Source organism: Ralstonia nicotianae (assembly GCF_018243235.1).
In the GTDB taxonomy this organism is placed as follows: Bacteria; Pseudomonadota; Gammaproteobacteria; order Burkholderiales; family Burkholderiaceae; genus Ralstonia; species Ralstonia nicotianae.
Genome location: NZ_CP046675.1, coordinates 1,267,382 through 1,292,090, shown reverse-complemented (window position 1 = coordinate 1,292,090; position 24,709 = coordinate 1,267,382). Strand labels below are relative to the sequence as shown.

16 protein-coding genes are annotated in these 24,709 nt (G+C 67.8%); 12 read left to right on the top strand and 4 right to left on the bottom strand.

Translation table 11 applies throughout. The features are described from left to right. Positions 1–9: 9 nt before the first annotated feature. Positions 10–1,839, bottom strand: coding sequence for a phosphogluconate dehydratase (edd, locus tag GO999_RS21675; RefSeq protein WP_211906854.1), 1,830 nt, complete (start codon positions 1,837–1,839; stop codon positions 10–12). 363 nt (positions 1,840–2,202) lie between these two features. Between edd and zwf the strand changes: the two genes are divergently transcribed. From zwf to GO999_RS21660, 3 genes are read left to right on the top strand one after another with little or no spacing between them, the layout of a single operon-like run. Next, positions 2,203–3,672, top strand: a complete 1,470-nt coding sequence (gene zwf, locus GO999_RS21670; RefSeq protein ID WP_016725050.1) for a glucose-6-phosphate dehydrogenase — start codon at positions 2,203–2,205, stop codon at positions 3,670–3,672. Beyond that, the gene (gene pgl, locus GO999_RS21665; protein ID WP_011004804.1) at positions 3,672–4,376 is read left to right on the top strand and encodes a 6-phosphogluconolactonase; all 705 of its coding nucleotides are present in this window, start codon (positions 3,672–3,674) and stop codon (positions 4,374–4,376) included. The genes zwf and pgl overlap by 1 nt, the downstream gene beginning before the upstream one ends. After that, positions 4,357–5,412: a glucokinase gene (locus tag GO999_RS21660; RefSeq protein ID WP_011004803.1), complete on the top strand. Its 1,056-nt coding sequence runs from the start codon at positions 4,357–4,359 to the stop codon at positions 5,410–5,412. Before pgl ends, GO999_RS21660 begins: the two co-directional genes overlap by 20 nt. A gap of 16 nt (positions 5,413–5,428) precedes the next feature. Here GO999_RS21660 and GO999_RS21655 read toward each other — a convergent pair whose 3' ends face one another. Beyond that, entirely contained in the window at positions 5,429–6,262 is an 834-nt protein-coding gene (locus GO999_RS21655) for a MurR/RpiR family transcriptional regulator (protein ID WP_011004802.1), read from the bottom strand. Positions 6,263–6,575: 313 nt separating this feature from the next. Here GO999_RS21655 and GO999_RS21650 point away from each other — a divergent pair, with 313 nt between their 5' ends. The 7 genes from GO999_RS21650 (at position 6,576) to GO999_RS21620 (ending at position 14,249) form a co-directional block, all read left to right on the top strand. Continuing rightward, positions 6,576–8,756, top strand: a complete 2,181-nt coding sequence (locus tag GO999_RS21650) for an HrpF/NolX family T3SS translocon protein (protein ID WP_211906853.1) — start codon at positions 6,576–6,578, stop codon at positions 8,754–8,756. Positions 8,757–8,894: 138 nt separating this feature from the next. Beyond that, the gene (locus GO999_RS21645; RefSeq protein ID WP_016725055.1) at positions 8,895–9,626 is read left to right on the top strand and encodes a response regulator; all 732 of its coding nucleotides are present in this window, start codon (positions 8,895–8,897) and stop codon (positions 9,624–9,626) included. Between the two features lie 6 nt (positions 9,627–9,632). Continuing rightward, a complete protein-coding gene (locus GO999_RS21640) occupies positions 9,633–10,949 on the top strand; it encodes an ATP-binding protein (protein ID WP_028861964.1) in 1,317 nt (438 codons plus the stop codon). 162 nt (positions 10,950–11,111) lie between these two features. Further along, entirely contained in the window at positions 11,112–12,584 is a 1,473-nt protein-coding gene (locus tag GO999_RS21635; RefSeq protein ID WP_016725057.1) for a DegQ family serine endoprotease, read from the top strand. 189 nt (positions 12,585–12,773) lie between these two features. Next, complete coding sequence (locus GO999_RS21630; protein WP_081272642.1) at positions 12,774–13,136, top strand: hypothetical protein; 363 nt, start codon at positions 12,774–12,776, stop codon at positions 13,134–13,136. Between the two features lie 97 nt (positions 13,137–13,233). Continuing rightward, positions 13,234–13,755: a DUF2059 domain-containing protein gene (locus GO999_RS21625; RefSeq protein ID WP_211906852.1), complete on the top strand. Its 522-nt coding sequence runs from the start codon at positions 13,234–13,236 to the stop codon at positions 13,753–13,755. Between the two features lie 164 nt (positions 13,756–13,919). After that, a complete protein-coding gene (locus GO999_RS21620) occupies positions 13,920–14,249 on the top strand; it encodes a hypothetical protein (RefSeq protein WP_011004795.1) in 330 nt (109 codons plus the stop codon). A 158-nt stretch (positions 14,250–14,407) separates the two neighbouring features. Here the strand turns inward: GO999_RS21620 and GO999_RS21615 are convergent, their stop codons facing one another. After that, the gene (locus GO999_RS21615; RefSeq protein WP_211906851.1) at positions 14,408–14,920 is read right to left on the bottom strand and encodes a DUF1993 domain-containing protein; all 513 of its coding nucleotides are present in this window, start codon (positions 14,918–14,920) and stop codon (positions 14,408–14,410) included. Positions 14,921–15,146: 226 nt separating this feature from the next. Beyond that, positions 15,147–15,362, bottom strand: a complete 216-nt coding sequence (locus GO999_RS21610) for a hypothetical protein (protein ID WP_211906850.1) — start codon at positions 15,360–15,362, stop codon at positions 15,147–15,149. A gap of 464 nt (positions 15,363–15,826) precedes the next feature. Between GO999_RS21610 and GO999_RS21605 the strand changes: the two genes are divergently transcribed. Further along, positions 15,827–24,040: a filamentous hemagglutinin N-terminal domain-containing protein gene (locus tag GO999_RS21605; protein WP_211906849.1), complete on the top strand. Its 8,214-nt coding sequence runs from the start codon at positions 15,827–15,829 to the stop codon at positions 24,038–24,040. Continuing rightward, a complete protein-coding gene (locus GO999_RS21600) occupies positions 24,037–24,678 on the top strand; it encodes a hypothetical protein (protein ID WP_211906848.1) in 642 nt (213 codons plus the stop codon). The genes GO999_RS21605 and GO999_RS21600 overlap by 4 nt, the downstream gene beginning before the upstream one ends. Positions 24,679–24,709: the final 31 nt, after the last annotated feature.

Here is a 24,709-nt window from a genome sequence, read left to right as displayed (position 1 = left end):
GCGCCGCGTTCAGGCGCCGGCCGACACGAACAGCGTGCAGGCGCCTTCCTCCGCCGCGGACACATTGCGGCGGAAACCGGAGAACAGATCCCGGCCGACGCCCGCGTGATAGTGCGCCAGATCGGGCGCGCGGGTCTCGCGGGCGTTCCATTCCGCCTCCGGCACGCGCACCGACAGCGTGCCGGCCTCCGCGTCCAGCACCACGATGTCGCCGTCGCGCACGCGCGCCAGCGGTCCGCCGGTGAGCGCCTCCGGCGTGATGTGGATCGCCGCCGGCACCTTGCCCGACGCGCCCGACATGCGGCCGTCGGTCACCAGCGCCACCTTGAAGCCGCGTTCCTGCAGCACCGACAGCGTCGGCGTGAGCTTGTGCAGCTCGGGCATGCCGTTGGCCGCCGGGCCCTGGTAGGGCAGCACGGCGACGAAGTCGCGCTCCAGCTCGCCGGCCTTGAAGGCATGGATCAGATCGTCCTGCGCGTGGAAGACGCGGGCCGGCGCTTCCACGAAGCGGTGCTCGGGCTTCACGGCCGAGACCTTGATGACCGAGCGCCCCAGGTTGCCGTCCAGCACGCGCAGGCCGCCGTCCGGCGAGAACGGCTCGGCCATGCCGCGCACGATGTTGGTGTCCAGCGAAGCCGCCGCGCCCTCGCGCCAGACCAGCGTGCCATTCTCCAGGAACGGCTCCTGCGCATGCCGGCGCAGGCCCCGGCCCATGACGGTCGTCACGTCGTCGTGCAGCAGTCCGGCATCGAGCAGCTCGCGGATGACGATCGACAAGCCGCCCGCCGCCTGGAATTCGTTCACGTCCGCCTTGCCGTTCGGATACACGCGCGCCAGCAGCGGAATCACCGACGACAGGTCGTCGAAGTCATCCCACGTCAGCAGGATGCCGGCGGCACGCGCCATCGCGATCAGGTGCAGCGTGTGGTTGGTCGAGCCGCCGGTGGCCAGCAGGCCGACGACGCCGTTGACGAAGGCGCGCTCGTCGAGCACGTCGGCGATCGGCGTGTACTGCTGGCCGCCGTAGACGAGCTTGAGCACCTGCCGCGCCGATTCGCGCGTCAGCGCCTCGCGCAGCGGTGTGTTCGGGTTGATGAAGGCGGTGCCCGGCAGGTGCAGGCCCATGATCTCCATCAGCATCTGGTTGGAGTTGGCGGTGCCGTAGAAGGTGCAGGTGCCGGCGCCGTGGTACGACTTGGACTCGGCCTCCAGCAGGTCGGCGCGCGTGAGCTTGCCTTCGGCGTAGCGCTGGCGCGTGCGCGCTTTCTCGTCGTTGCTCATGCCGGTGGTCATCGGGCCGCCGGGCACGAACACGGCCGGCAGATGGCCGAACGACAGCGCGCCGATCACCAGCCCCGGCACGATCTTGTCGCACACGCCCAGGTACAGTGCCGCGTCGAACATCTGGTGCGACAGCGCCACGGCGGTGGCGAGCGCAATGGTGTCGCGCGAGAACAGCGACAGCTCCATGCCGTCCTGCCCTTGCGTCACGCCATCGCACATGGCCGGCACGCCGCCGGCGAACTGGGCGGTGCCGCCGGCGGCCAGCGCGGTTTCCTTGATCCAGGCCGGGAAGGTCTCCAGCGGCTGGTGCGCCGACAGCATGTCGTTGTACGCCGAGACGATGCCGATGTTGGGCCGCTCCAGCGCCTTCAGGCGGATCTTGGCCTCGCCCTCCATGGCCGCGAAGCCGTGGGCGAGGTTGGTACACGACAGCAGGGACCGCTCGACCTTGCGGCCGGCGTTCTTGCGGGTGGTTTCCAGATAGGCCTGGCGGGGGCCGCGGCTGCGGTCGATGATGCGCTGGGTGACGTCGCCCAGTACGCGGTGCAGGGCCATGCGGTTCTCCTGGTGGGACAGATCGATGTAATTTTCCTACAAACGGGCCGGCCGTGGGGCAGCGTTTTCCCTGACACGCAGGCCTGCGCCGGAACCGCCGAGCACGCGAATTGCGTGCCTCCAAAGGCGCAGCCAGCCTGCGCCGGCGTTGAATCGGCAGGGCACGCTGTTGCCGGGGCAGGATCCCGCCCGTCTTGCTCGTGATGTAGTAATACTACAAAATAGGCGAAAACAGCACGTTGCCCTGCTAGCCTGCACAAACGCGCTCACAATGAACGAGCGCATTTCCGGCCGCCCGGCGCTGACCGGGCGCGCTTCATAGGCTAGCCTATCCGATGGCTCACACACAGACAGGAGATGACGATGTCGGTGCCCGCATTCGACATGGTGTTGTTTGGCGGTACGGGTGATCTGGCCCGCCGCAAGCTGATTCCGGCCTTGTTCGATGCGCACCAGGGGGGCGAGCTCCATTCGCGCGGGCGGATCTTTGCCATCGGCACCCAGCCGCTGGAGACCGCCGGTTACCTGGCCCTGCTCGAGCGGGAGGTGCGCCCCACCATGCGCCTGTATTCCGGCGCGCCCGTGTCGGACGATGCCTGGGCCTCTTTCGTCGCCCGCATCGTCTACCAGCAGGTCGATGCGCGCAAGCCGGAACAGTTCGATGCCCTGGCCGCCGCGCTGGGCGAGAACCGCGCCCCGGTCACCGTGTGCTACCTGGCCACCGCGCCCGGCATTTTCGTCGACATCTGCGCGCAGCTTGCCCGCGTCGGCCTGAACACGCCCAACGTGCGGTTGGTGCTCGAGAAGCCGCTGGGCACCGACCTGGCCTCCAACGAGCGCATCAATTCGGCCGTGGCCGAGTTCTTTGCCGAAGACCAGATCTACCGGATCGACCACTACCTCGGCAAGGAGTCGGTGCAGAACCTGATGGCGATCCGCTTCGGCAACGCGCTGTTCGAGCCGCTGTGGCGCCGCGAGTGGATCAAGGACGTGCAGATCACCATCGCCGAGCAGCTCGGCGTGGAGAAGCGCGGCGACTTCTACGACGGCGTCGGCGCCCTGCGCGATATGGTGCAGAACCACCTGCTGCAGCTGGTGTGCATCGTCGCCATGGAGCCGCCTGCCAGCCTGTCGCAGGACGCCATCCGTGACGAGAAGCTGAAGATCCTCAAGGCGCTCAAGCCGATCCCGCTGCAGGAGGTGCCCGAGAAGACCGTGCGCGGCCAGTATCTGGAGGGCGCCATCGCCGGGCAGCCGGTGCAGGGCTACCTGGCCGAGCACGGCATTCCGCAAGACAGCCGCACCGAGACCTTCGTCGCCATCAAGGCCGAGATCGCCAACTGGCGCTGGGCCGGCGTGCCGTTCTACCTGCGCACCGGCAAGCGCATGCCGCAGCGGCTGGCGGAGATCGTGGTGCGTTTTCATGACGTGCCGCACGCGCTGTTTCCCAAGCCGCTGGTCCAGTTTCCCGAGAACCGCCTGGTGATCCGCCTGCAGCCGGAGGAAAGCATCCGCCTGCAGTTCCTGACCAAAACGCCGGGCGCGGCACTGGGCCTGCAGCCGTCCACGCTGGACCTGGACTTCACCAACCACGGCGGCGTGCGCCACGCCGGCGCCTACGAGCGCCTGCTGATGGACGCCGTCAACGGCCAGCTCGGCCTGTTCGTGCGCCGCGACGAGCAGGCCGAGGCCTGGCGCTGGGTCGAGCCCATCATCGAGGCATGGAACCAGGCCCGCACGCCGCCCAAGGGCTACACGGCGGGCAGCTGGGGGCCGGCCGCTTCCAGCGCGCTGCTCTCACGCGATGCCGCTGCCTGGCACGAGGAGATGTGATGACCCTGCGCTGGCACGCCATGCCCGATGCCCAGGCCCAGACGGAACAGCTGGCCGATGCGCTCGCCGATGCGCTGGCGCGGCAGATCCAGGCCCAGGGCAGCGTGTGCCTGGCGGTATCGGGCGGGCGTTCGCCGATTCCGTTGTTTGCCGCGCTGCGCGCGCGGCCGCTGCGCTGGGAGGCGGTGTCGATCACGCTGGTCGACGAGCGCGCCGTGCCGCCCGATCATCCGGACAGCAACGCGCGCCTGGTGCGCGAGCACCTGCTGCGGGATGCCGCCGCCGCCGCGCGGTTCTTCCCGCTGGTGCTGTCGCCGCACGTGCATGGTGGCTCGATCGATGTCGATGCCTGCATCGCCACCGCCAACGATCCGTTCCAGCAGCCCGACGTGGCCCTCCTCGGCATGGGCGACGACGGGCATACGGCTTCGCTGTTTCCCGATGCGCCGGAGCTGGCGCTCGGCATCGACCGCGCGCAGCGGCCCGCTTACCTGCCGGTGCGCCCCGGCGCGGCGCCGTACCGCCGCATCAGCCTGAACCTGTCGGCGCTGTGCGCGGCGCGCGCGCTGTTTCTCGCCATCGGCGGGGCGGCCAAGCGGTCGGTGTTCGACCAGGCCGCGCAGGGCACGGCGCGGCAGGCGCTGCCGGTCAGCTACGTCATTCATCAGCGGGAGGTGCCGCTCGATGTCTATTGGTCTGCATGAAGTCGGCGTGGGCAGCATGGACGATGTGACGGCCTACCCGCGCCTGGTCGGGGATGTCGGCGGGACCAACGCGCGCTTCGCGCTGGAGATGGCGCCGATGCGGCTGGCCCATATCGGCGTGCTGGCCGGCGACGACTACCCGTCGCTGGAAGCGGCCATGCGCGCCTATCTCGCCGCGCTGCCGCCGGAGATCGCCGCGGCGGGCGTGCGGCATGCGGCCATCGGCATCGCCAATCCGGTGCTGGGCGACCAGATCCGCATGACCAACCGCGACTGGGCGTTTTCCACCGAGGCGATGCGCCAGTCGCTGGGCTTCGATACCTTCGTCGTGCTCAACGATTTCGCCGCGCTGGCGCACGCGCTGCCCTACCTGGGCGCCGACGAGCTGGAACAGGTGGGCGGCAGCACCTGCGTGGCCGACGCGCCGCGCGCGCTGCTGGGGCCGGGCACGGGCCTGGGCGTGGCGTCGCTGCTGCCGACGCAGGCAGGGCGCTTCATCGCCGTCGCGGGCGAGGGGGGCCACGTCGCGTTTGCGCCGATGAACGACGAGGAAGTCGTCATCTGGCGCTTCGCGCGCGAGCGCTTCGGCCATGTCTCGGCCGAGCGGCTGATCTCGGGCATGGGGCTGGAGCTGATCTACGAGGCGCTCGGCGCGTGCTTCGACCTGTGGCAGCAGGGCCCCGCCGTGCGCCGCGCCGCCGACATCACCGCCATCGCCCTGGGCGAAATGGAAGACACCGCGGGCGATCACGCCCGCTGCCGCTACGCCGTCGATACGTTCTGCGCCATGCTCGGCACCGTGGCGGCCAACCTGGCGGTCACGCTGGGCGCGCGGGGCGGGGTCTATATCGGCGGCGGCATCGTGCCGCGACTGGGCGCCGCCTTCGCCAATTCACCGTTCCGGCGGCGGTTCGAAGACAAGGGCCGCTTCTCCGGCTATGTGGCGGCGATGCCGGTGTACGTCATCCATGCGCCGTACCCGGGGCTGATCGGCCTGTGCGCGGCGATGGATCACGCCGTGGCCAGCGGCCACTGAAACCGGCTGCGCAGGCCTATTCCGGCGCATCCGTCCAGCCGACCGCGCTGCCCTTGCGCAGCGCCGTTTCCAGCACCAGCGCATCCAGCAGGGTGAGGTGCAGCAGGCGTGCCACCATGGAGCGGTCGGCCACGTCGGCCTCCACGCCGGCGGGCAGCGTCACGTCGGCCAGCGCGGCCAGGCGGCTGCCCGGCGCCGTGATCGCCACCACGCGCACGCCGAGCTCGCGCACCCGTTCCACCGCCGTCTGCAGCTCGGGCAGATCGCCGGACTTGGAAATGGCGATCACCACATCCCCCGCCTGCAGCACGTTCAGCGACATCGACATCAGGTACGGATCGCTGTACGCATCGGCGGCGATGCCGTAGCGGAAGAACTTGGTCTGCGCATCGCGCGCCACCACGCCGGAACTGCCGAAGCCGTACAGGTCGATGCGCCGGGCCGCCTCCAGCAGCGCCACGGCGGCGTCCAGCGCGCGCGCGTCCAGCTGGTCGCGCAGCAAGGCGAGGGCGTCGATGGTGTCCTGCAGGATGCGGTGCCCCGCCGGATGCGTCGCCCGGGCCGGGGCCGCACCGCGCGGACCGTTGCCCTGCGCCAGCCGCAGCTTGAAATCGGACAGGCCATGGCAGCCCATCGAGCGGCAGAAGCGGATCACGGTCGGCTGGCTGACGCCGGCCTCGCGGGCGATGGCCGCCACCGGCAGGCTCAGCACCGTGCCGGGCTGCTGCAGCACCCAGTCTGCGACCTGCCGTTCGGCCGGCGACAGCGTCGGACGGGCGGCGCGGATGCGTTCGCGCAGGTCGGTGGCGGGTGCCTCGGGGGAAGCGGGCGGGGTGGGCGAGGCGGGCAAGGTGGCTTGCGGGGCGCGCAGCTGCGCGCGGGATCGGATGTCGATCGCATCACGATAAAGGCAAGCGCGGGGCCGCGCAACCGGCGGCGCGGGCCTGCCGTGCCTTGCTGCGGCGGTGGGCCGGATCGGCGGCGCCTGCGCGGCGTATGCGGGGCCTGCCGACCCCCCTTGCGGCCGGGGCGGCCCATTTCGCTGACGCGGTCTCCGCTTCGGGCAACCATGCCCGACGCGCAGGCCCCACAACTTAGCCTCAGGGTATGTCTGCCCAAAGGCGGGCAGGCATATCCCATCCCACTTCAGCCAAGAGGTCAGCATGAGTACCAACATCTCTAGCGCAGCGAGCCCGACCTTGCCGTTAGCCGGGCCGGGCGTCAACGGGCCAGCCGAGGGCAAATCCGATATGCCGGGTTCGCTGTTCTTCCAGTTCGACCACTCCACGGGCAGCACCCGTCCGGACCTGCCGACCGACCTGTTCTTCAGCTTCGGCGATTCCATCTCGCGTGCGGTGCAGGACGCGTCGAATCAATCGCCGGAGCAGGCTCCGGCCGCCGACCCGGCTCCGGCCAGCCCGGACGGCCAATCCTGCCAGCCGAGCCAGCCCGCCACCCCGCCCGTCGGCAGCGACGTGACCTGGAACGGCGGTACGCTCAACGACACCCAGCTGCAGATCATCGGCATCCTGAACCTGCACAAGGACAAGGGCGATATCAGCTGGGACAAGCTGCAGGACAAGATCAACGACCCCGACACGCCGCCCGACCTGAAGTGGGCACTGCAGGCGCTGTCGCAGGATTTCAACCTGTTCCAGGCGATCGGCTCGCAGGGCGACGGCCGTTTCGGCGGCAAGATCAAGGGCAAGGATCTGGCCGAATTCGCCAAGAGCCATTCGCAGGTCCTGACGTGGAACAGCGGCACGCTCAACGACAGCCAGCTGGAGATCATGTCCGTCCTGGCCCGCCACAAGGACAAGATGCCGGTCGACTGGAGCTCGATCCAGGACAAGATCAATGATCCCAGCACGCCGTCCGACCTGAAGGCCGCGCTGCAGGCGCTGGCCAACGATCCGGCGCTGTTCTTTGCCATCGGCTCGCAGGGCGACGGCAACTGCAAGGGCAAGATCAAGGCCGGCGACGTGAGCAAGTTCGCGGACAACCACCCGCAGGTGGAGGAGTACAACCGCAAGAAGGCCGAAGGCTATGTGAAGAACTACATTCCGTCCGACGCGAAGCCGGGCGACAAGCCTTCGGCCATGACGCAGAACGATGCGCTGCGCGAGCTGTACCGCTACTCCGACTACCTGCCGAAGAAGCTGGACATGGAAGCCTTCCAGCGCATCGTCGACGGCGACTCGGACGTCAAGAAGGCGCCGCCGCAGGTGATCGCCGCGGCCGAGTATTTCCTGCAGAACCGCAACGAGTGGGCGAGCCTGAACAAGATGGACGACCCCGACAAGCGGGTGGGCAAGTCGGACTTCCTGCAGCGCGCCGCCTCGGCCGTGCACCTGAGCAAGGAAGATCTGCAGACCGTGTCGACCATCAACAGCAATCTCGACGTGTTCTTCAAGGACGGCCAGAAGATCACCCGCGACCGGCTGGCGGCGATGTCGCAGGACGAGAGCCTGTCTCCGGCCGTGCGCAACGCGGCCAAGCAGCTGCTGCAGGATCCGCTGCTGTACGGGCTGATCAACAACGCGAACTCGGGCTACAAGACGAAGAACGGCTTCTTCAGCTTCGGCGGCCCGACGGTGGATTCCGGCGTGATCGGCAAGAAGGACTTCGAGAAGTTCATGTCGAGCATGACGGACGCCAACAAGACGGTCCAGGCGCGCAAGACGCATCCGGCGAACTCGGAGGCCAGCAAGAGCGCCGTTGCCGACATGGGCATGGGCATGGAAGACCAGCCCGACATCAAGGCGGTCAAGAAGAGCGGCGGCGCGCTGAAGAAGGCCATGGACAAGATCCTCACCATCTACTCGAAGGTGATGGACATCGCGTCGCAGGTCGTTGGTGCGCTGGGCATGATTCCGGGGCTGGGTGAAATCGCGGATGCGCTGTCGATGGGGATGGCCGCCGGGGCCTCGGCGGCCAAGGTGCTGTCGACCCTGCTGAACGGCGGCAGCCTCAAGAAGGCGCTGGCGGAGGCGGGCATCAACCTGGCCTCCGCCGCGCTGGGGGCCGTCGCCGGACCGGAGGCGCGGGTGGCGCTCAAGAACGGCCTGACCAAGATGCTCGTGGAGAAGGTGGCCAACACCGGCATCGATCTGGCGGTCGACAAGGCGAAGTCGTTCGTGGATGGTTACCTGCAGGACCTGAAGGGCCGTCTGCACGCCACCGCGGCCAACGCCGTCAACACGGTCAACACCGGCGTCAACTGGGTGTCGGACAAGACGAAGGACTTCCTGGAGAACCCGGTGCAGAACCTGACGCCCCGTTTGAATATCCCCGGTATCACCCCGTATCAGCCGGGCTATCCGGTGGTGGCGCCGGCGGCCTGAGGCGGGTTGCGGCGGCTTTGCGCGCCACGGGGCTCCCGCGCTCCTGGCGTGGCTGGCGGGCGGCGCGTCGCGCAAGCGGGCGCTGTCCGCATCGCGGTTTTACAATGAGCCATTCCCGGCTCATTTTTTTTGCACGCGATGCGCGTACTACTGGTCGAAGATGACGACATGATCGGCGAGGCCGTGCGCAAGGGCTTGCGCCAGGACGGCTTTGCCATCGACTGGGTGCGCGACGGCGAGGCCGCCGTGCAGGCCATCGGCGCGCCCGGCGCCGCATCCGAAGCCGGCGGCTCGATGTTCGACCTGATGCTGCTCGATCTCGGCCTGCCCAAGCGCGACGGCCTGGACGTGGTGCACGAGGTGCGCCGGCGCGGCATCACGCTACCCATCCTGATCCTGACCGCGCGCGACGCGGTGGCCGACCGCGTGGCCGGCCTCAACGCCGGCGCGGACGACTATCTCGTCAAGCCGTTCGACCTGCAGGAACTGGCCGCGCGCATGCATGCGCTGCTGCGCCGCCAGGGCGGCCGCGCCGATCCGCTGATGCGCCACGGCGAGGTGCTGCTCAACCCCGTGACGCGCGAGGTGCTGCGCGCGGGCATGCCCATCAAGCTGTCGGGGCGCGAGTTCGCGGTGCTGCATGCGCTGCTGTCGCGCCCGGGCAAGGTCTGGTCGATCGCGCAGCTGCAGGACAACCTCTACGGCTGGGACGAAGAGGTCGGCAGCAACACGGTCGAGGTCTATATCCATGCGCTGCGCAAGAAGCTGGGCAGCCATTTCATCCAGAACATTCGCGGCGTGGGATACGTGATCCCGCGAGAGGCGCCGACGCCGCCCGCGGAACCTGCCGGCCGGTCGGCGGCTCCATAGCGCACCATGCAATCCATTCGCAAGACGCTGTTGTGGTGGCTCTCGGGCGGACTGCTCGCGGGCATCGTTGCCGCCACGTTCCTCATCTACGCGCAGGCCCGCCAGGAGGCCAACGCGCTGTTCGACTACCAGATGCAGCAGGTGGCCGCCGCGCTGCCCAGCCAGTGGATCGACCCGCCGCCGCCCGCGCTGGCCGGCATCGCCCACGACGACGATGTGGTGATCCGCATCTGGGACGACACCGGCCGCAGCCTCTACCTGTCGCACGCGCGGCCCGACCTGCCCACGCAGGCCGAACTGGGCTTCTCCGATGTCGTCACGCCGGAGGGGACGTGGCGCGTCTACAGCGTCGCCTTCGGGCCGGCGGTGGTGCAGATCGCCCAGCCCTACAGCGCGCGGCACGAGGTGGCGGCCCGCATGGCGCTGCGCACCGTCGCGCCGCTGCTGATCCTGCTGCCGCTGCTGGCTTGGCTGGTGTGGTTGGCGGTGGGGCGCGGCCTGTCGCCGCTGGGCACGGTGGCCCGCCAGGTGCAGACACGCGATGCGGCCGCGCTGTCGCCGCTGCCCACGCACGGGCTGCCCGCCGAGATCCGTCCGCTGACCACCGCGCTCAATGACCTGCTCGCCCGCCTGGGCGGTGCGCTGGCGCACCAGCGTGCGTTTGTCGCCGATGCCGCCCACGCGCTGCGCACGCCGCTGGCCGCGCTCAAGCTGCAGCTGCAGGTGGCCGACCGCGCGCAGAGCGAGGACGAGCGCCGCGCCGCGCATGCCGATCTGCATCGCGGCGTGGAGCGGATGATCCGCCTCGTCGGCCAGTTGCTGACGCTGGCCCGGCAGGAGCCCGGCGCCGCCGACACGCAGCGTGGCCCGGTCGCGCTCGACGTCATCGCCGCCGAGGTGGTCGCCGAGCTGTCGCCGGCCGCGCTGCAGAAGCGGATCGATCTGGGCATCGCAGTGGAGTCGCAGCCGGCATCGGTCGGCGGCAATGCCGATGCGCTGCGCGTGCTGCTGGTCAACCTGGTCGACAACGCCCTCTGCTACTGCCCTGAGGGCGCCCGCGTCGATGTGTCGACCGGGCATGCGCCGGATGGCGGCGCGCAGCTGATCGTGGAAGACAACGGCCCCGGCATCCCCGCCGCGGAGCGCGAACGCGTGCTCGATCGCTTCTACCGGCCCGCCCAGGCGCCCACCGGCGGCAGCGGGCTGGGCCTGGCCATCGTGCGCGAGATCGCGCAGGCTCACGACGCCACGCTGTCGCTGGAGGCGCGCGAGGGCGGCGGCCTGCGGGTGGTGCTGCGGTTTCCGTTTCGCGCCGCGGCCTGAGCCGAAACACTTTGTTGCATGTGACGTCCGGTCGCTTAAGTCCCCTTAAGTCCCGTTTAAGTCTGCCCGCCTACGATGGTCTGCAACCGATGGGCACGGCAGGCGACCCTGCCGGCCGTGGCCCTCGCCCCCAAGGCACATCGAGCAAGAGAGGACACAGACATGACGCGTCAAACCATGGCACGCAGCGCGGTCGGGCTGGCCGCAGTGCTGGCCGTTGCGGGCGGCTATGCCTATCTGCAGAAGGACGTGATGACGCGCGCGGTGGCCGCGCCGCTGGCGGCCTCCGCGACCGCCCAAACCTCGGCCGCCCCGATGGCGGTGGCCGTGCCGATGGACTTCTCCGCCATCGTCGAGCGCTACGGTCCGGCGGTGGTCAACATCAGTACCACCGCGCGCGCGCAGCGCACCTCCATCCAGGGTTTGCCGCCCGGCGTGAGCCCGGACGATCCGTTCGCCGAGTTCTTCCGGCGCTTCATGCCCCAGGCGCCGCAGCAGCAGGGCGACCAGGTCGTCAAGGGCCTGGGCTCCGGCTTCATCGTGTCGCCTGACGGGCTGATCCTGACCAACGCCCACGTGGTCGACGGCGCGCAGGAAGTCAGTGTCAAGCTGACCGACCGCCGTGAGTTCAAGGCCAAGGTGCTGGGGGTGGACAAGCAATCCGACGTGGCCGTGCTGCGCATCGCGGCCAGCAACCTGCCGACCGTGCAGATCGGCAGTCCGGCCGGCACCAAGGTGGGCGAGCCGGTGCTGGCGATCGGCTCGCCGTACGGCTTCGAGAACACTGTCACCGCGGGCATCGTGAGCGCCAAGTCGCGCTCGCTGCCGGACGACACCTACGTGCCGTTCATCCAGACCGACGTGGCCGTCAATCCCGGCAACTCGGGCGGCCCGCTGTTCAACCAGCGCGGCGAGGTGATCGGCATCAACTCGCAGATCTACAGCCAGACCGGCGGCTACCAGGGCCTGTCGTTCGCCGTGCCGATCGACGTGGCGATGAAGGTGGAGCAGCAGCTGGTGGCCACCGGCAAGGTCACGCGCGGCCGGCTGGGCATTTCGGTGCAGGAGGTCGACCAGTCGCTGGCCGATTCCTTCAACCTGCCCAAGCCGGAAGGCGCGCTGGTCAACGCGGTGGAAAAAGATGGCCCTGCCGCCAAGGCCGGCCTGCAGCCCGGTGACGTGATCCTGCAGATCGGCGACGTGCACATCGGCCATTCGGGCGACCTGCCCGAGCAGGTGGCCGAGATCAAGCCGGGCTCGACCGTGCCGCTGCAGATCATCCGCCACGGCAAGCCGACCGCGCTGTCGGTCACCGTGGGCGAGGCCAAGGATGCCAAGGTCGCCGCCAATACGTCCGCCGCGCCCGACAAGGGCCGCCTGGGCCTGGCCGTGCGCCCGCTGCAGCCGGAAGAAAAACGCCAGAGCGGCCTGCCCGGCGGTCTGGTGGTGATGGACTCGAGCGGCCCGGCCGCCAAGGCGGGCATCCAGCCGGGCGACGTGATCCTGTCGCTCAACGGCACGCCGGTGTCGTCGGCGCAGGAACTGCGCGCGCTGGTGGATCGCGCGGGCAAGCACGTGGCGCTGCTGGTGCAGCGCGACGATGCCAAGATCTTCGTGCCGCTGGACCTGGGCTGACGGCGGGACCGCTGCGCGCAAGCCGTTGCCGATCGCGGTGCCGTCCGGAAGCGGGCGGCGCCGTTTTTGTACCGCGTATTGCGCGCCGGCATTGCTTTTGCACGTGCCGTGAGCCACAAACGCAGGTATCATGCGGGTCATGCGCCGCGCTAACCTGTAAATCCAGCGTCGGCGCGGTCAGGTGAGCGCATGACGATGGACTTCTACTCCGATCTGGAAGGTTTGCCGCTGTTTGCCAAACCCGCTTTCGGCTGGGAAGACCCGCTGTCGTCCGTACTGACCGTCTCCCGGCCCTTGAAGCCCCGCCGCTCGCGCCTGCGCCAGTGGCGCGGTCCCATCACGCACTGGGAGCGCGGCTACCGATCCCACTATTGCCGCGACAAGCGCGGCATCAAACTCGGCGAGATCCAACTGAGCCCGCGCGGCCAGGCCCCGCTGGTCTACAGCTGGCTGGCCGGCACGCTGTCGGGCGTGGAGGCCTCGCTCACGCATGCGCGCACGCGGGTGGAAGATGCGATCGGGTTCGGGGTGCGGCAAATGGCGCTGTTCTGAAGCGCCGCGCGCTTGGCCGTCCGCTGGCCGATTCCGGACGCCGAAGCGATCACATCGAATTCCCGCCCTGCAATAACAACAACCCAAGGGGCTTCAATTGATCCGCAACCTGATTGCGATGGCGGTCGGCATCGCATTGTCCACGTCGGTCGCTGCCGCAGACCGCACCGAAAAAATCCAGAAGCTGATGCAGGTGCAGGGGCTGAGCCAGATGGTCGAGCAGCAGATCGCCAGCGGCCGCGAGTTCAGCCGCAAGCAGGCTGAACGGACGATGGCGCAGGTGCTGGCGGGCTTGAACGCGGATGCGGCCTACCGCAAGCGTTTCCAGGAGGCGATGGAGGCGTTCATCGCGGACATGCAGCCATCGTTGAGCCCCGGGGAGATGGTCGCGATCTGGTCCCGGCTGTTCGGCGCCAAATTCACCGATGCGGAACTGGACCAGCTGATCGCGTTCTATGCGTCGCCGCTCGGCCAGAAGGAAGTGGCTGCCTCGCGCGATGCGCTGCCGGCCATCAACCAGCTGTTCCAGGCGAGGTACAAGCCGGTCCATGAGCGCGCCACGGCGGCTTTTCTGCAGCGCATGCAGCAGATCCGGACGGAATGCCGCTGCGATCAATAGTTTGTGCGGGCAGGTCGATAGCGCGCCCAGGCGGGTGTCGCCGCAGGGACACCCGCCCTGGTTGCCGGCACGATTGCCCGCCGGCAGGGCGGCGGCGTCCCGCCGCCTGCGAGGTGGCACGTTCAATGCGTCATTCTAAGATTCCACACCACCGGGGAGACGCCATGTCGATGATCGTCCGCATCTTTTCCGAGCACGCGAGCGCCGAGGCCGCCCGGCAGGCCGTACTCGATGCCGGGCTGTCGCCCGATTGCATCGCGCTGTCGTTCCAGGGCGACGAGGCCGGCGCGCTGTGCGGCAATTTCCTGTCCGGCGACTACGAGCCGGGCGGCGAGATCGCCGAGACCTATGAGCGGAAATTCCGCAACGTCGTGATCGGCGGGAAGTTTGTCCTGACCGTGGAGGCGTCGCCCGAGCAGGTCGGGGTGGCCGAGGCCGTGCTCGCCGCCGCGGGCGGGAGCGCGGTGGATGATCTGAGTCCGCCGCCCAAGTGAGATGGGCATCCCGTGGGCCGGTGGATGGCGCCTGGACCCAGGTGGTCGGCCCCGGGGATTGAGGCGCCACGGGATCGCCGTCCCGCTGGGGGGGATCGCCGTGGCAGGCATGGGGGCCGTCAAGCTGCCTCGCGCCGCCAGCGTCGGCGTCGTGCAGCTCAGTCCGGTCGGCCGATGTAATCGAGCTTGCCGATCTCAACCCCCGCATGCCGCAGCAACGCATACGCGATGGTGACGTGGAAATACAGGTTGGGCAGCACGAAGCCGCGCAGGAAATCCAGTCCGGTGAAATTGAGTTCGCCGCTCGGCGCTTGCAGCGTGATGGCGCGATCCTCGCTGCCGGCGAAGCTTGCCGGGTCGATGCCGTTGACGAACGCCAGCGTCTTGGCGATGCGGGTCTTGAGCTCGGGAATCGTCGTTTCCACATCGGGGTAGCGGGGCAGCTCCGTTCCCGTCAGCCGGGCCGCGCCGCTCTTGGCCATGTCGCACGCGATCTGCACCTGGCGCGTGAGCGGGTGCATGTCCGGCGCGAGACGCGATGTCAGCAGGTTGGCCACATCGAATTGCCTGGCTTCCGCGTGGGCGGCGCCCTTGTCCAGCAAGGCGGAAAGATTGCCGAGCATGCGGTTCACGCCCGGAACGAGGAAGGCGTACATCGAAGGTGTGGTCATGTGGGGCTTCCTTGGAGAGAACGAGGCCGGCAGGTCGCGGCCCGGCCGGGGTGACCGGCGCAGCGATCGTACCGCTTCCGTCGGCACGGAGGGCCATCGGTGCGCGTATCGGGTGAGGCGCTGCCGGCCCTCGGCGGGGACAACGGAAAGCGGGGGCAGCAACAGGCGCTGCGCACAATAAAAAAGCCTGCGCTTGCGCAGGCTTTCCGTCAATTTGGCGGCCAGTTCAGGTCTGGGCGCACAGCAGGACGCAGTTCCCGACCAGCGGCCAGGTATTGCCGCCCAGAAAGAAATAGATCCGTGCAAGCACGCCTTCCTGATTGAGCAGGTCGAACAGGGTGACGGTAATGAGCAGCGTACAGACGAGCCGGACCGAGAACCGGGCCACCTGCTTGCGGCGATCTGCCGCGCGTTTTCGGGAAAGGATGTCCAGAGCTTGCATCGGGTTCCTCATCAGGGTCGATCTAGCGTAGGGCGACTCGTATTGGGGCAATGCAAACAAGTGCAATTGCGCGCATGGCACGCCGGTGCTCCGCCTTGTGGGCAGGGCACGGTGCTGGCAGCACGTTTGGTGTAGTGGAAACGGGTCCTTCCTGCCGACCGTTCAGGCGGGCAGGACGGCTACGGGCCGGTCGGCGATCAGGGTTGGTTCCAGGCTGACCACTATAGGGCGCGGAATTGCCGATGGATATGGCAGTGCAACATTGTTGAGTGTTCAATGATATTGATGTCTGAAATAAGTAACTTTCAGTGTGTTTCAAGTGAGTTCCAAACAGTTGGGGGATGTTCTCCACACTGTGTGATCCCTTATGATCCGCCCCGAGTTCAATAAAGAGGGTGCCTGACGCTGGGGGATCGGCGGCCGCGAAGCACCCCGCACAACAAGACGTTCGGGGAGTTTCATCGATGCGCCAGCCGGTCACGGCCCGCGCACGCGCTGCGCTGGAGCAGCCGCGTGCCATTGAACAACAACAAGAACAACACAGCATTCCCGCGGGTACCGCTGATCCCGTCAGCCGCCATGACCGCGCCAGGCGCTCGTTTGTAGCGCGGGCCATCGCCGCCGCCGTTGCGCTCATCAGCTGGCTCGGCCCGGTGCAGGTCTCCTGGCAGGCGGCCCGGCAGAGCGCCGCCACGATTGCACTGCACGGCACAACCGTCGATAGCCCATTCACGTCGTGGCGCACCACCGGCCGCCTGCTGGTGCGCTGGGGCCTGCGGCAGGCGCAGGCCGGCGCCATCACCGATCCCACCGCGCCGATCCGCTTCACGCCCACCCTTACCCAGACCACGGGAGCGAACGGGGGCGTCCCGGTGATCAACGTGACGACGCCGAACGCAAGCGGCCTGTCATACAACCTGCTGCGTTCGCTGACGGTCGATGGCGTGGGGCTGATTCTGAACAACAGCCTGCTCGGCGGCGGCACGCTGCTGGGCGGCAACGTTACCGGCAACGCGAACCTGGCCACGTCCGGCCCGGCCTCGACGATCCTGACGCAGGTCACGGGCACCGAGCCGATCCGCATCAACGGCACGGTGGAGGTGTTCGGCGCGCCGGCCAGCGTGATTTTTTCCGCGCCAGCGGGCATCTATACGCAGGGCGCGGGGTTTACGAACACGCCACGGGTGACGCTGTCCAGCGGTACACCGCAGTTTCTGAGCGGCAGCGGCGCAAACGTTTCATTCGACCAGGCCACCGCGGTGGGCTTCCTGGTCAACAGCGGGCGCATCCAGATCGACCCGGCGGCGGGTTCCACGGCCGGTGCCGGGATCGAGGGCACGGTCGGGGCGATCAACCTGATCGGCCAGACGGTGGGTGTCAATGCGCCGCTGTACGCGGGCAACCAGATCAACGTGATCGCGGGGAACCAGCAGGTCGCGCCGGTGGCGACGGGCACGGGCCGGGCGGGTTCGGACTGGCAGGTGAGCGGCGCGGGCGCCAATGCGGCGGCCAACAGCGCGAGCGCGCAGAACGGCCTGGCGATCGACGCGACGGCGTTCGGCGCGATGACAGCGGGGCAGATCAAGCTGATCTCGACGGCGCAGGGGCTGGGCGTGCGCGCCGCCGGCGACCTGGCGGCCAATACCAGCAACGTCAATATCGATGCCAATGGCGATGTCAGCGTCGGCAATGTGTATGGGCAGCAGACCGCCGGCATCACGACGACGGGGGCGGTGACGACGAGCGGTGCCGTGCGGGCGCAGCAGGACGTGACGATCGGGGCCGGCGGTGACGTGACGCTCGGCGGTGCGGCGCAGGCGGGCAACAACGTGACGGTGAGCGCGGGCGGCAATGTTGCCGGATCGGGCGATCTGGCTGCCGTGCATGGCTTGAGCGTGAGCGCGGGCAACAGCGCCAATCTGGGCGGCAACCTGAACGCGGCAAGCATTGCCGTGACCGCACAGGGCAAGGATGGCACGGGTGATATCACGCTGGGCGGCAAGGTGGCTTCGCCTGGAGGCATTGCGCTGAATGCGGCGCGCGATACGACGATCGCGGGGCAGTTGACCGGCGGCAGTGGCGTGTCGGTCAACGCCGGCCGCAACCTGTCGGTCTCCGGAGCGATCGGCAGCGTGGGCGATCTGAATCTCGCCGCCGCTGCGGGCAGTGTGAGCACCACGGGTGCCGTCACCACGCAAGCCAACCTGACGGCGAGCGCGGGGCAGGACGTTCGCCTGGGCGGCACCACCGCCGCCAACGGCCATGTCGCGATCCAGGCAAACGCCGGCAGCATCACGACGGCCGGCACGCTGACGGCCGCGCAGGACATCGCGCTCACCGCCGGGCAGAACGCAACGCTGGGTGCCGCCACCCAGACCGGCGGCAATCTGACGGTCACGGCCGGCAATACGGTCGGCGGCGCGGGCAATCTCACCGCTTCCAAGGCCATCGATGTGCAGGCGGGAGGCAGCGTCGATGTGAACGGCAATGTCAGCGCGAACCGGATCGCCATGCAGGCAGCCGGCCGCGACGGCGTCGGCGACATTCGTCTGGGCGGCAACGTCGGCGCACCGGGCACGATTACCCTGAACGCCGCGCGCGACACCACCATTGCCGGCAGTGTGGTGTCCGACAGCGATCTGAATCTCGCGACCCAGCGCAATCTGAGCGTGGGTGGCGTGGTCGGCAGTACCAAGGGCAATGTCAGCCTGACCGCGCGCACGGGGGCGGTGACGACCCAGGGCGCGGTCATCACGCCGGGCAATCTGGTCGTCAGCTCGGGCGCCGACACCAGCCTGGGCGGCCAGGTCAGCGCGGCGGGCACGGCCAGCGTCAACGCGGGCGGCAATCTGAGCACGGCCGGCCAGATCGGCAGCAACGGCACGCTGACGCTCAATGCCGGGCAGAACCTCACCATCGGCGGCCAGGTCGGCAGCGGCGCCGATGCCAACTTGCAGGCCGGCAGCAACGTTACCGTCAACGGGGCGCTGACCAGTACCGGCAATGCCAGCGTCCTGGCCGGCCAATCGATTGCGCTGGCCGGGGATGTTGCCGCGGGCGGCAACGCGACCCTCGACGCCAGCCAAACCATCACCGGCCCGGGCAACCTGAGCGCGGCCCAGACCGCCAAGGTGACCGGCGGCAGCATCGATCTGGGCGGGCAGGTCAAGGGCAAGCAGGTTGCGCTGACGGCCAACGGCAGCGGCAATCTGGGTGACGTCCGTTTGGGTGGCGCTGTCGGCGCGCCCGGCAGCGTGACGATCTCGGCGACACGCGATGCCACCCTCGGCAGCAATGCGATTGCCGGTGGCGACCTGACCGCCACGGCCGGGCGCAATCTGACCGTCAACGGCGCTGCCGCCAGCGTCAATGGCAACGTCAACCTGACCGCGCAGGCCGGGCAACTGGCGAGCACCGGTTCGATCCAGGCCAACCAGGGCGATGTCAACGCGACCGCCGGGCAGGACCTGAACGTGGGCGGCAGCGTCTACGCTGGCCGCAACGCCGGTCTCGCCGCGCAGGGCGGCAACGCCACGGTCTCGGGCAATCTCACCAGCCTCGGCAAGACGAGCGTCGGCAGCGGCCAGAACACGACCCTGAGCGGCCAGCTCAAGACGGGCGGCGACCTGCAGGCCAGCGCAGCCAACGCGCTGAGCGTCGCGCAGCTGAACTACGTGGGCGGCAACGCGATCCTGCGCGGCGCCGACATCGCGGTCGGTTCGGCGGCGGGCCAATCCAATGCGGTGCAAGGCACGCTGGATGCGGTCGCTTCGCGTGGGCTGACGCTCACCGGCAACAGCAATGCCAATGCCCTGAATCTCGGCGGTGCCACGATCACCAACCAGGGCTCGACGCTCGCCACGCAACGGGCGACCGTCAGCGGCGGCACGGTCGCGAACACCGGGACGCTTGCCGCCAACCAGCTCACGGTCAGCGCGGCCGATCTGGTCAACCGCGGCACGGTGGGCGGCCAGGCCGTCAATCTGAACACGACCGGCAACCTGGACAACGCAGGCGGCCTGGTGGTGGGCACACAGACGCTCGACGTCACGACCGGCGCGCTCACGAGCAACCGGGGCGGGACGTTCTTCGGCGGCGATCTGACGGGCAAGTCGCCCACCACCGGCAACCTGACCCTGACCGTCAACGGCGGCGCGGGCAGCTTCAACAATGCCGGCGGGCAGCTGCTGGCCGGCAACAACCTGACGCTCAACACCCCGAACCAGGTCTTCGATCCGTCGGCGGCCAGCACGGGGACGCTGAACGCCAACAATGCGCTCACGCTGTCGATCCAGTCGATCAACAACACGGGCACGTGGAACGTGCAGGGCCGCAGCGTGGCGATCAACGCGGCCCAGGGCATCACCAACAGCGGCACGATCCAGAAGGCGGGCGACCTGTCGCTGTCGACGGCCGGCGCGCTGGCCAACAGCGGCCAGATCGTGGGCGGCTCGAACGTGGCGCTGTCGGCCGGCACGCTGACGAACACCGGCACGATCCACGCCGACGGCAATCTCGCGCTGGCGGGCAATGTCCGGAACGCCGGCACGGCCGAAGCGCTGGGCAACATCGCCGTCACCGGTTCCAACTACGACAACCAGGGCGGCAAGACCCAGGCCAACGGCGACATCCGGTTCGACATCGGCGGCACGCTCAACAACGTCGGCAGCGTGATCGGCGCCAACGGCAACGTGCACATCGCCGCGCAGAGCGTCGTCAACGACCGCACCGCGCCGGTGGATGCGGGCAGCAGCTTCGGCAAGGCGGTCAACGATGCGCTGCTGAACTCGACCATCATCGGGTCGTACTCGCCGTGGGTCTATGGCGGCAGCTGCGATAGCTGCAGCGCTTATGTTGCGGGTGCGCCCATCAATGTCACGATTGGCGATCTGGTGCGCAATGCGGACGGCACCACAACGCTGTATCTCGGCCCGGTTGCCGTCAGCTCCGAGAACGGCCCCGGCTTCGAGAGCCGCTGGTTCATGGGTTACAGCGGACTGACCATCAGCCCGAATGATCCTGACCAGAAGAGGGTCCCTCTGCCGACAGTGGACCGGACGATCGTGCGCCAGGCGGATGGCACGGCCGGCCAGATCACGGCCGGTGGTGCGATGGATGTTACGGCCGCATCGGTCTCGAACAAGGGCGGGCTGATCCGCGCCGGCAAGGACGTGACACTCAATGTCGGCAGCCTGGACAACAGCCGCTCGGCCACGCTGGTGAGCAGCCAGACCGACGCAGTCAATGCCGCGGAGCTTGCGGCGTTCCTGGACCGCATCAGTGCCATCGCCCGGGCGAACACGATGTCGTCGTTTGCCAATTCGGCCTTCCTGTCGAGCAGCCAGTATCTGATGTTCAGCAAACCGGATTGGCAAGGGTCGAGCTGCGACAGCTGCACGGCGCCGGCGCCTTCGGCGGTGGTGCTGGATGTCGGCCATGCGAAGGATGGCGCCCAGGCAACGGCGCCCGTCCAATCCACGGTGACCTACACGCTCGGCAAGGCGGGGCAGATCCTGAGCGGCGGCAACCTGTCGCTCACCGGCTCGGGCGATCTCACCAACGCGGGCGACCTGGCCGCCGCCGGCAAGGTCAAGATCACCGCGGCGGGCACCTTCACCAACCAGGGCACCTACGTGTCTTCGGTGACCACCACGGCGGGCTGCCTGCCCGGCGCGATCAAGTGTGCAGAAGGCGGCGCACACGTCGATACCCTCAACTGGCAGCAGACACCCAACACGGTCGCGGCCGGCGACACCCTGACCATCAACGCCGCGAGCATCCAGAACCTGAACGGGACGCTGGCCGCCGTGGGCAACGTGACGCTCACGGCCGGCAGCGGCGTCACCAACCGCGCCGGCGCGATCCAGTCGACGGCCGGCGATGTCAGCATCACCGCGCCCACCGTGGTCAACACGACCATGACGCCGGTCACGCTGCACAAGAGCTACGGGAACATGAACCCGAGCTACGCGGGCGGCTGCAACGCGGGCGGGACGTACAAGGAGAGCCAGTGCGCCTCGGACGAGACCACGGCGGCCGGCCCGGCCGGCGTGATCTCGGCCGCGCGCGACGTCAACCTGTCGGGCACCACGCTGACCAACAACGGCGCGCTGATCACCGGCGGGCGCAACGTGACGGTCAACATGGCCGGCAACGTCGACAACAACAGCATCGCGCTCAACGCCAACTGGCACGGCCACTGGGTCGAAGAGACCGGCTGGCTCAAGGGGGACAAGCGCCACGAGACGAATGGCGTGGCCGTGCTGGGCAACCTGGCCTCGGGCATCCAGGCCGGTAACGCGCTGTCGGTCACCTCGGGCGGCCGGACCGTCAACACCGGCAACCTGCTGGGCAGCACGGTGGACCTGACCAGCGCCTCGCTCGTCAACGGCATCACCAGCCCGACCCAGCCGACGCCGCCGTCAGTGCCGGGGCAGCAGGTCATCTCGCTGGCGCCGCCGCCGGCACCGTCGGGCTCGCTGCCGACGGCCAACAACACGGGCACCGGCCCGGCCGCGCAAGCGGCCAGCGCGACGCCGACCACGTCCAGCGCCTCCGGCGGCGCACCGCAGGCGAGCGTGACGCCGGTGCAAACGCCGGCCTGGCGCTTCCAGCCCGCGATCGTGACAACGCCGAGCGCGCCGGGCAGCACGCAGGTCAGCTGGCACTTCAACGCGCCGGCGGCCGGCAGTGCGGTGAGCGCATCCGCGTCCACCGTCAACGGCACGACCTACGTGAACCCGAACCCGGCGACGGCCGTGCTGGCCGGCGTCACGCCCGACAGCCTGCTGTCGCAGTTGCCGGCCGACCTGCGCCCGGGCGGCACGCCGTTCTACTACGACCCGTTCACCGAAAACCAGAAGCTGCAACAGGCCGCGCTGGCGCAGACCGGGCAGAGCAGCTTCGTCAACGGCCTGACCTATGACAGCCAGAACCGGCTCTCCGTCACGGACCAGGAAAAGCTGATCCTGTACCGGAACGCGGCCGACTACGCGAAGGCCCACAACATCCAGCTCGGCCAGGCGCTGACGCAGCAGCAGATCGCGCAGCTGGACAAGCCGATGCTGTGGTACGTGACGCAGCAGGTGCCGGACCCGAGCTGCAACACGGTGGCGAGCACGGCGTGCCCGATGGTGAGCGCGCTGGTGCCGCAGCTGTATCTGCCGGCCGGCTACGCGGATGCGATCACGCAGCCCGCGGGCGGCATGATCGCCGGCACCAACGTCAACGTGAACGTCGATGGCACGCTGCGCAACAGCGGGCAGATCGTCGCGGGCGATGCGCTCAACGTGCGCGCGGGCACCATCGACGCGCGGCCGAACGTGGTGAACGTCGGCACGTCGGCGTACAAGGTGGAGGGCGGCTGGCTGGAGGTGAGCGGCACGCAGGTGCAGCCGGGCGGGTTTATGAGTGCGGTGAATCTGAACGTTACCGCCAATGCGATCAACGCGGTCAACGATGCGTTCGCTGTGCGCAACGCGGATGGCTCGATCGACCAGGCCAAGACCGATGCGCTGATTGCGCAACTGAAGGCCAATCTTGGCGGGAACTACACCGCCGGGACGGTCAAGGATGACATCCACCAGAATTTCATCAAGGAACAGAGTGCACTGCCGACGTTCGTGGTGATGGTGATTGCGCTGGTCGCCGCCGTTGTGACGGCGGGCGCCGCTGCAGCAGCCATCGCCGCCGCAGAGGTCGCGGCAGCCGAAGCGGGCATGGCGACTTTGATTGCAACGGGCTCGGTTGAAGCCGCGACGGCAGCAGGCGGCATTATGGCCAGCTCGGTCTTTGCCGCTGGCGGCATAGCGAACTTGGCAATTGCTGGCGCGTTGGGCGGGATGGCCGCGAGTGTGGTTTCGCAGGTTGGCCTGACGGGCCGGCTCAGCGTGGGCCAGACGCTGATCGCTGGTGCCGCAGGGGCGATCACCGGCGGGATGACGGGATATTTTGGGGCGAACTACGGCATTGATCGCTTACTCGCGTCGACCGCGGCAGGATGCGGTACGGCGGCGATGTCTGGCGGCGATTGCAAGTCAGGAGCAATTTCCGGGTTCGCAACAGCAGCCATCGCTTGGGCGGGGGATGCGATGCGGCAGAATCAAATTGAGTCGTCGAAGCGGTTTAGTGGCATCACCGACACGAAAGCCTCTGAGTTGGGTCCGGTGGATAACGCTAGCGGTCCAAGTGCAGGGGTGAACGGTGACGGTTACAAGATTGCGGGAACGCGCGTCAGTTTCGATGATTTGCGGAAATATGGCGACGTGCAGCAAGCAGCTGACGGCTCTTGGACTTTTACGGGGACACAAGTTGACCCCAAGACTGGAACATTTTGGACTCTGAGAGATGCCCTGCAAAAGGAAGGAGGTTTGACCGGCGGCGCTCAGGGTCTTAGCGGGACCCTGAGTGGGGCTCCGTACGCACCCGGAACAGCCACAGATAAGCTTCTCGAAAGTTTTGCCGGGCCTCATGATTTCATGGGCAGCATTTTTGCCTATGACAAGTTGGGGAATCTGAAGCAGGGGATGACTGCTCTCCAGAGAACTCTATTTGAAATCCAGACGGATATTGATATTCCGTTGTCGGCTCCTTTTGCAGGGGTGACATTCTTGAATCAATATGGGGTAGATTGGTCGACCTTCCGGAACCAGTTTAACCAGACAAAGGACAAGCGATGAGAGTGAGTCTGTTGATGGTGTCTCTTATGGCGTCAGCATGTGCTGGTTGCCTGCACGCGCCTCCGAATTATCCTGGCGCTGGTGGGGATAATCTGGATCCTCGTCAGTTCACCAACGAGGCTTGTGTTGACCTTTCCGGGCGATATGAGGGAAAGGGAGAGATTGTCGATGGCGATCCGGGGTCGCTGCGTGACCAACGAACATGGCGATTGGACAACGTATTTCCATTCGCAAGCAGAGAACAGCTCGATAGCCTGTCGGCTGCCGCACGCCGTCCGGATGGTTTTTATGCGCCCCCCCAATATGGGATCGTCGAAAGGAAATCGGATCGCACGTATTACATCTATTTTGCCTTCCCTAATGGAAAAACTGCATCGTTCTCCCCATCTTTTGAAGACAAGGGAAGATTCGTGTGCACGGGCTTGGATGGGAAGATTGTTTGGGGTGGTGCAAGCGAGGGGGGGCGCTCTGAATTCGGCCCAAACTCTTCTGATTCTATTAAGGCGATCTATCTGGATGCGCAAGGAAATCTGATTTTGGAGAGGGGAATGCAGGTACACATGAACTTGCGGCTTCTTCATATTCCTGTTGGAACAGCGAAGTATTCCGCAGTGTACAGATTCCGGCGGCTGAAGTAACAACCACGTATAGAAGTGGTTGGCCGGTTAT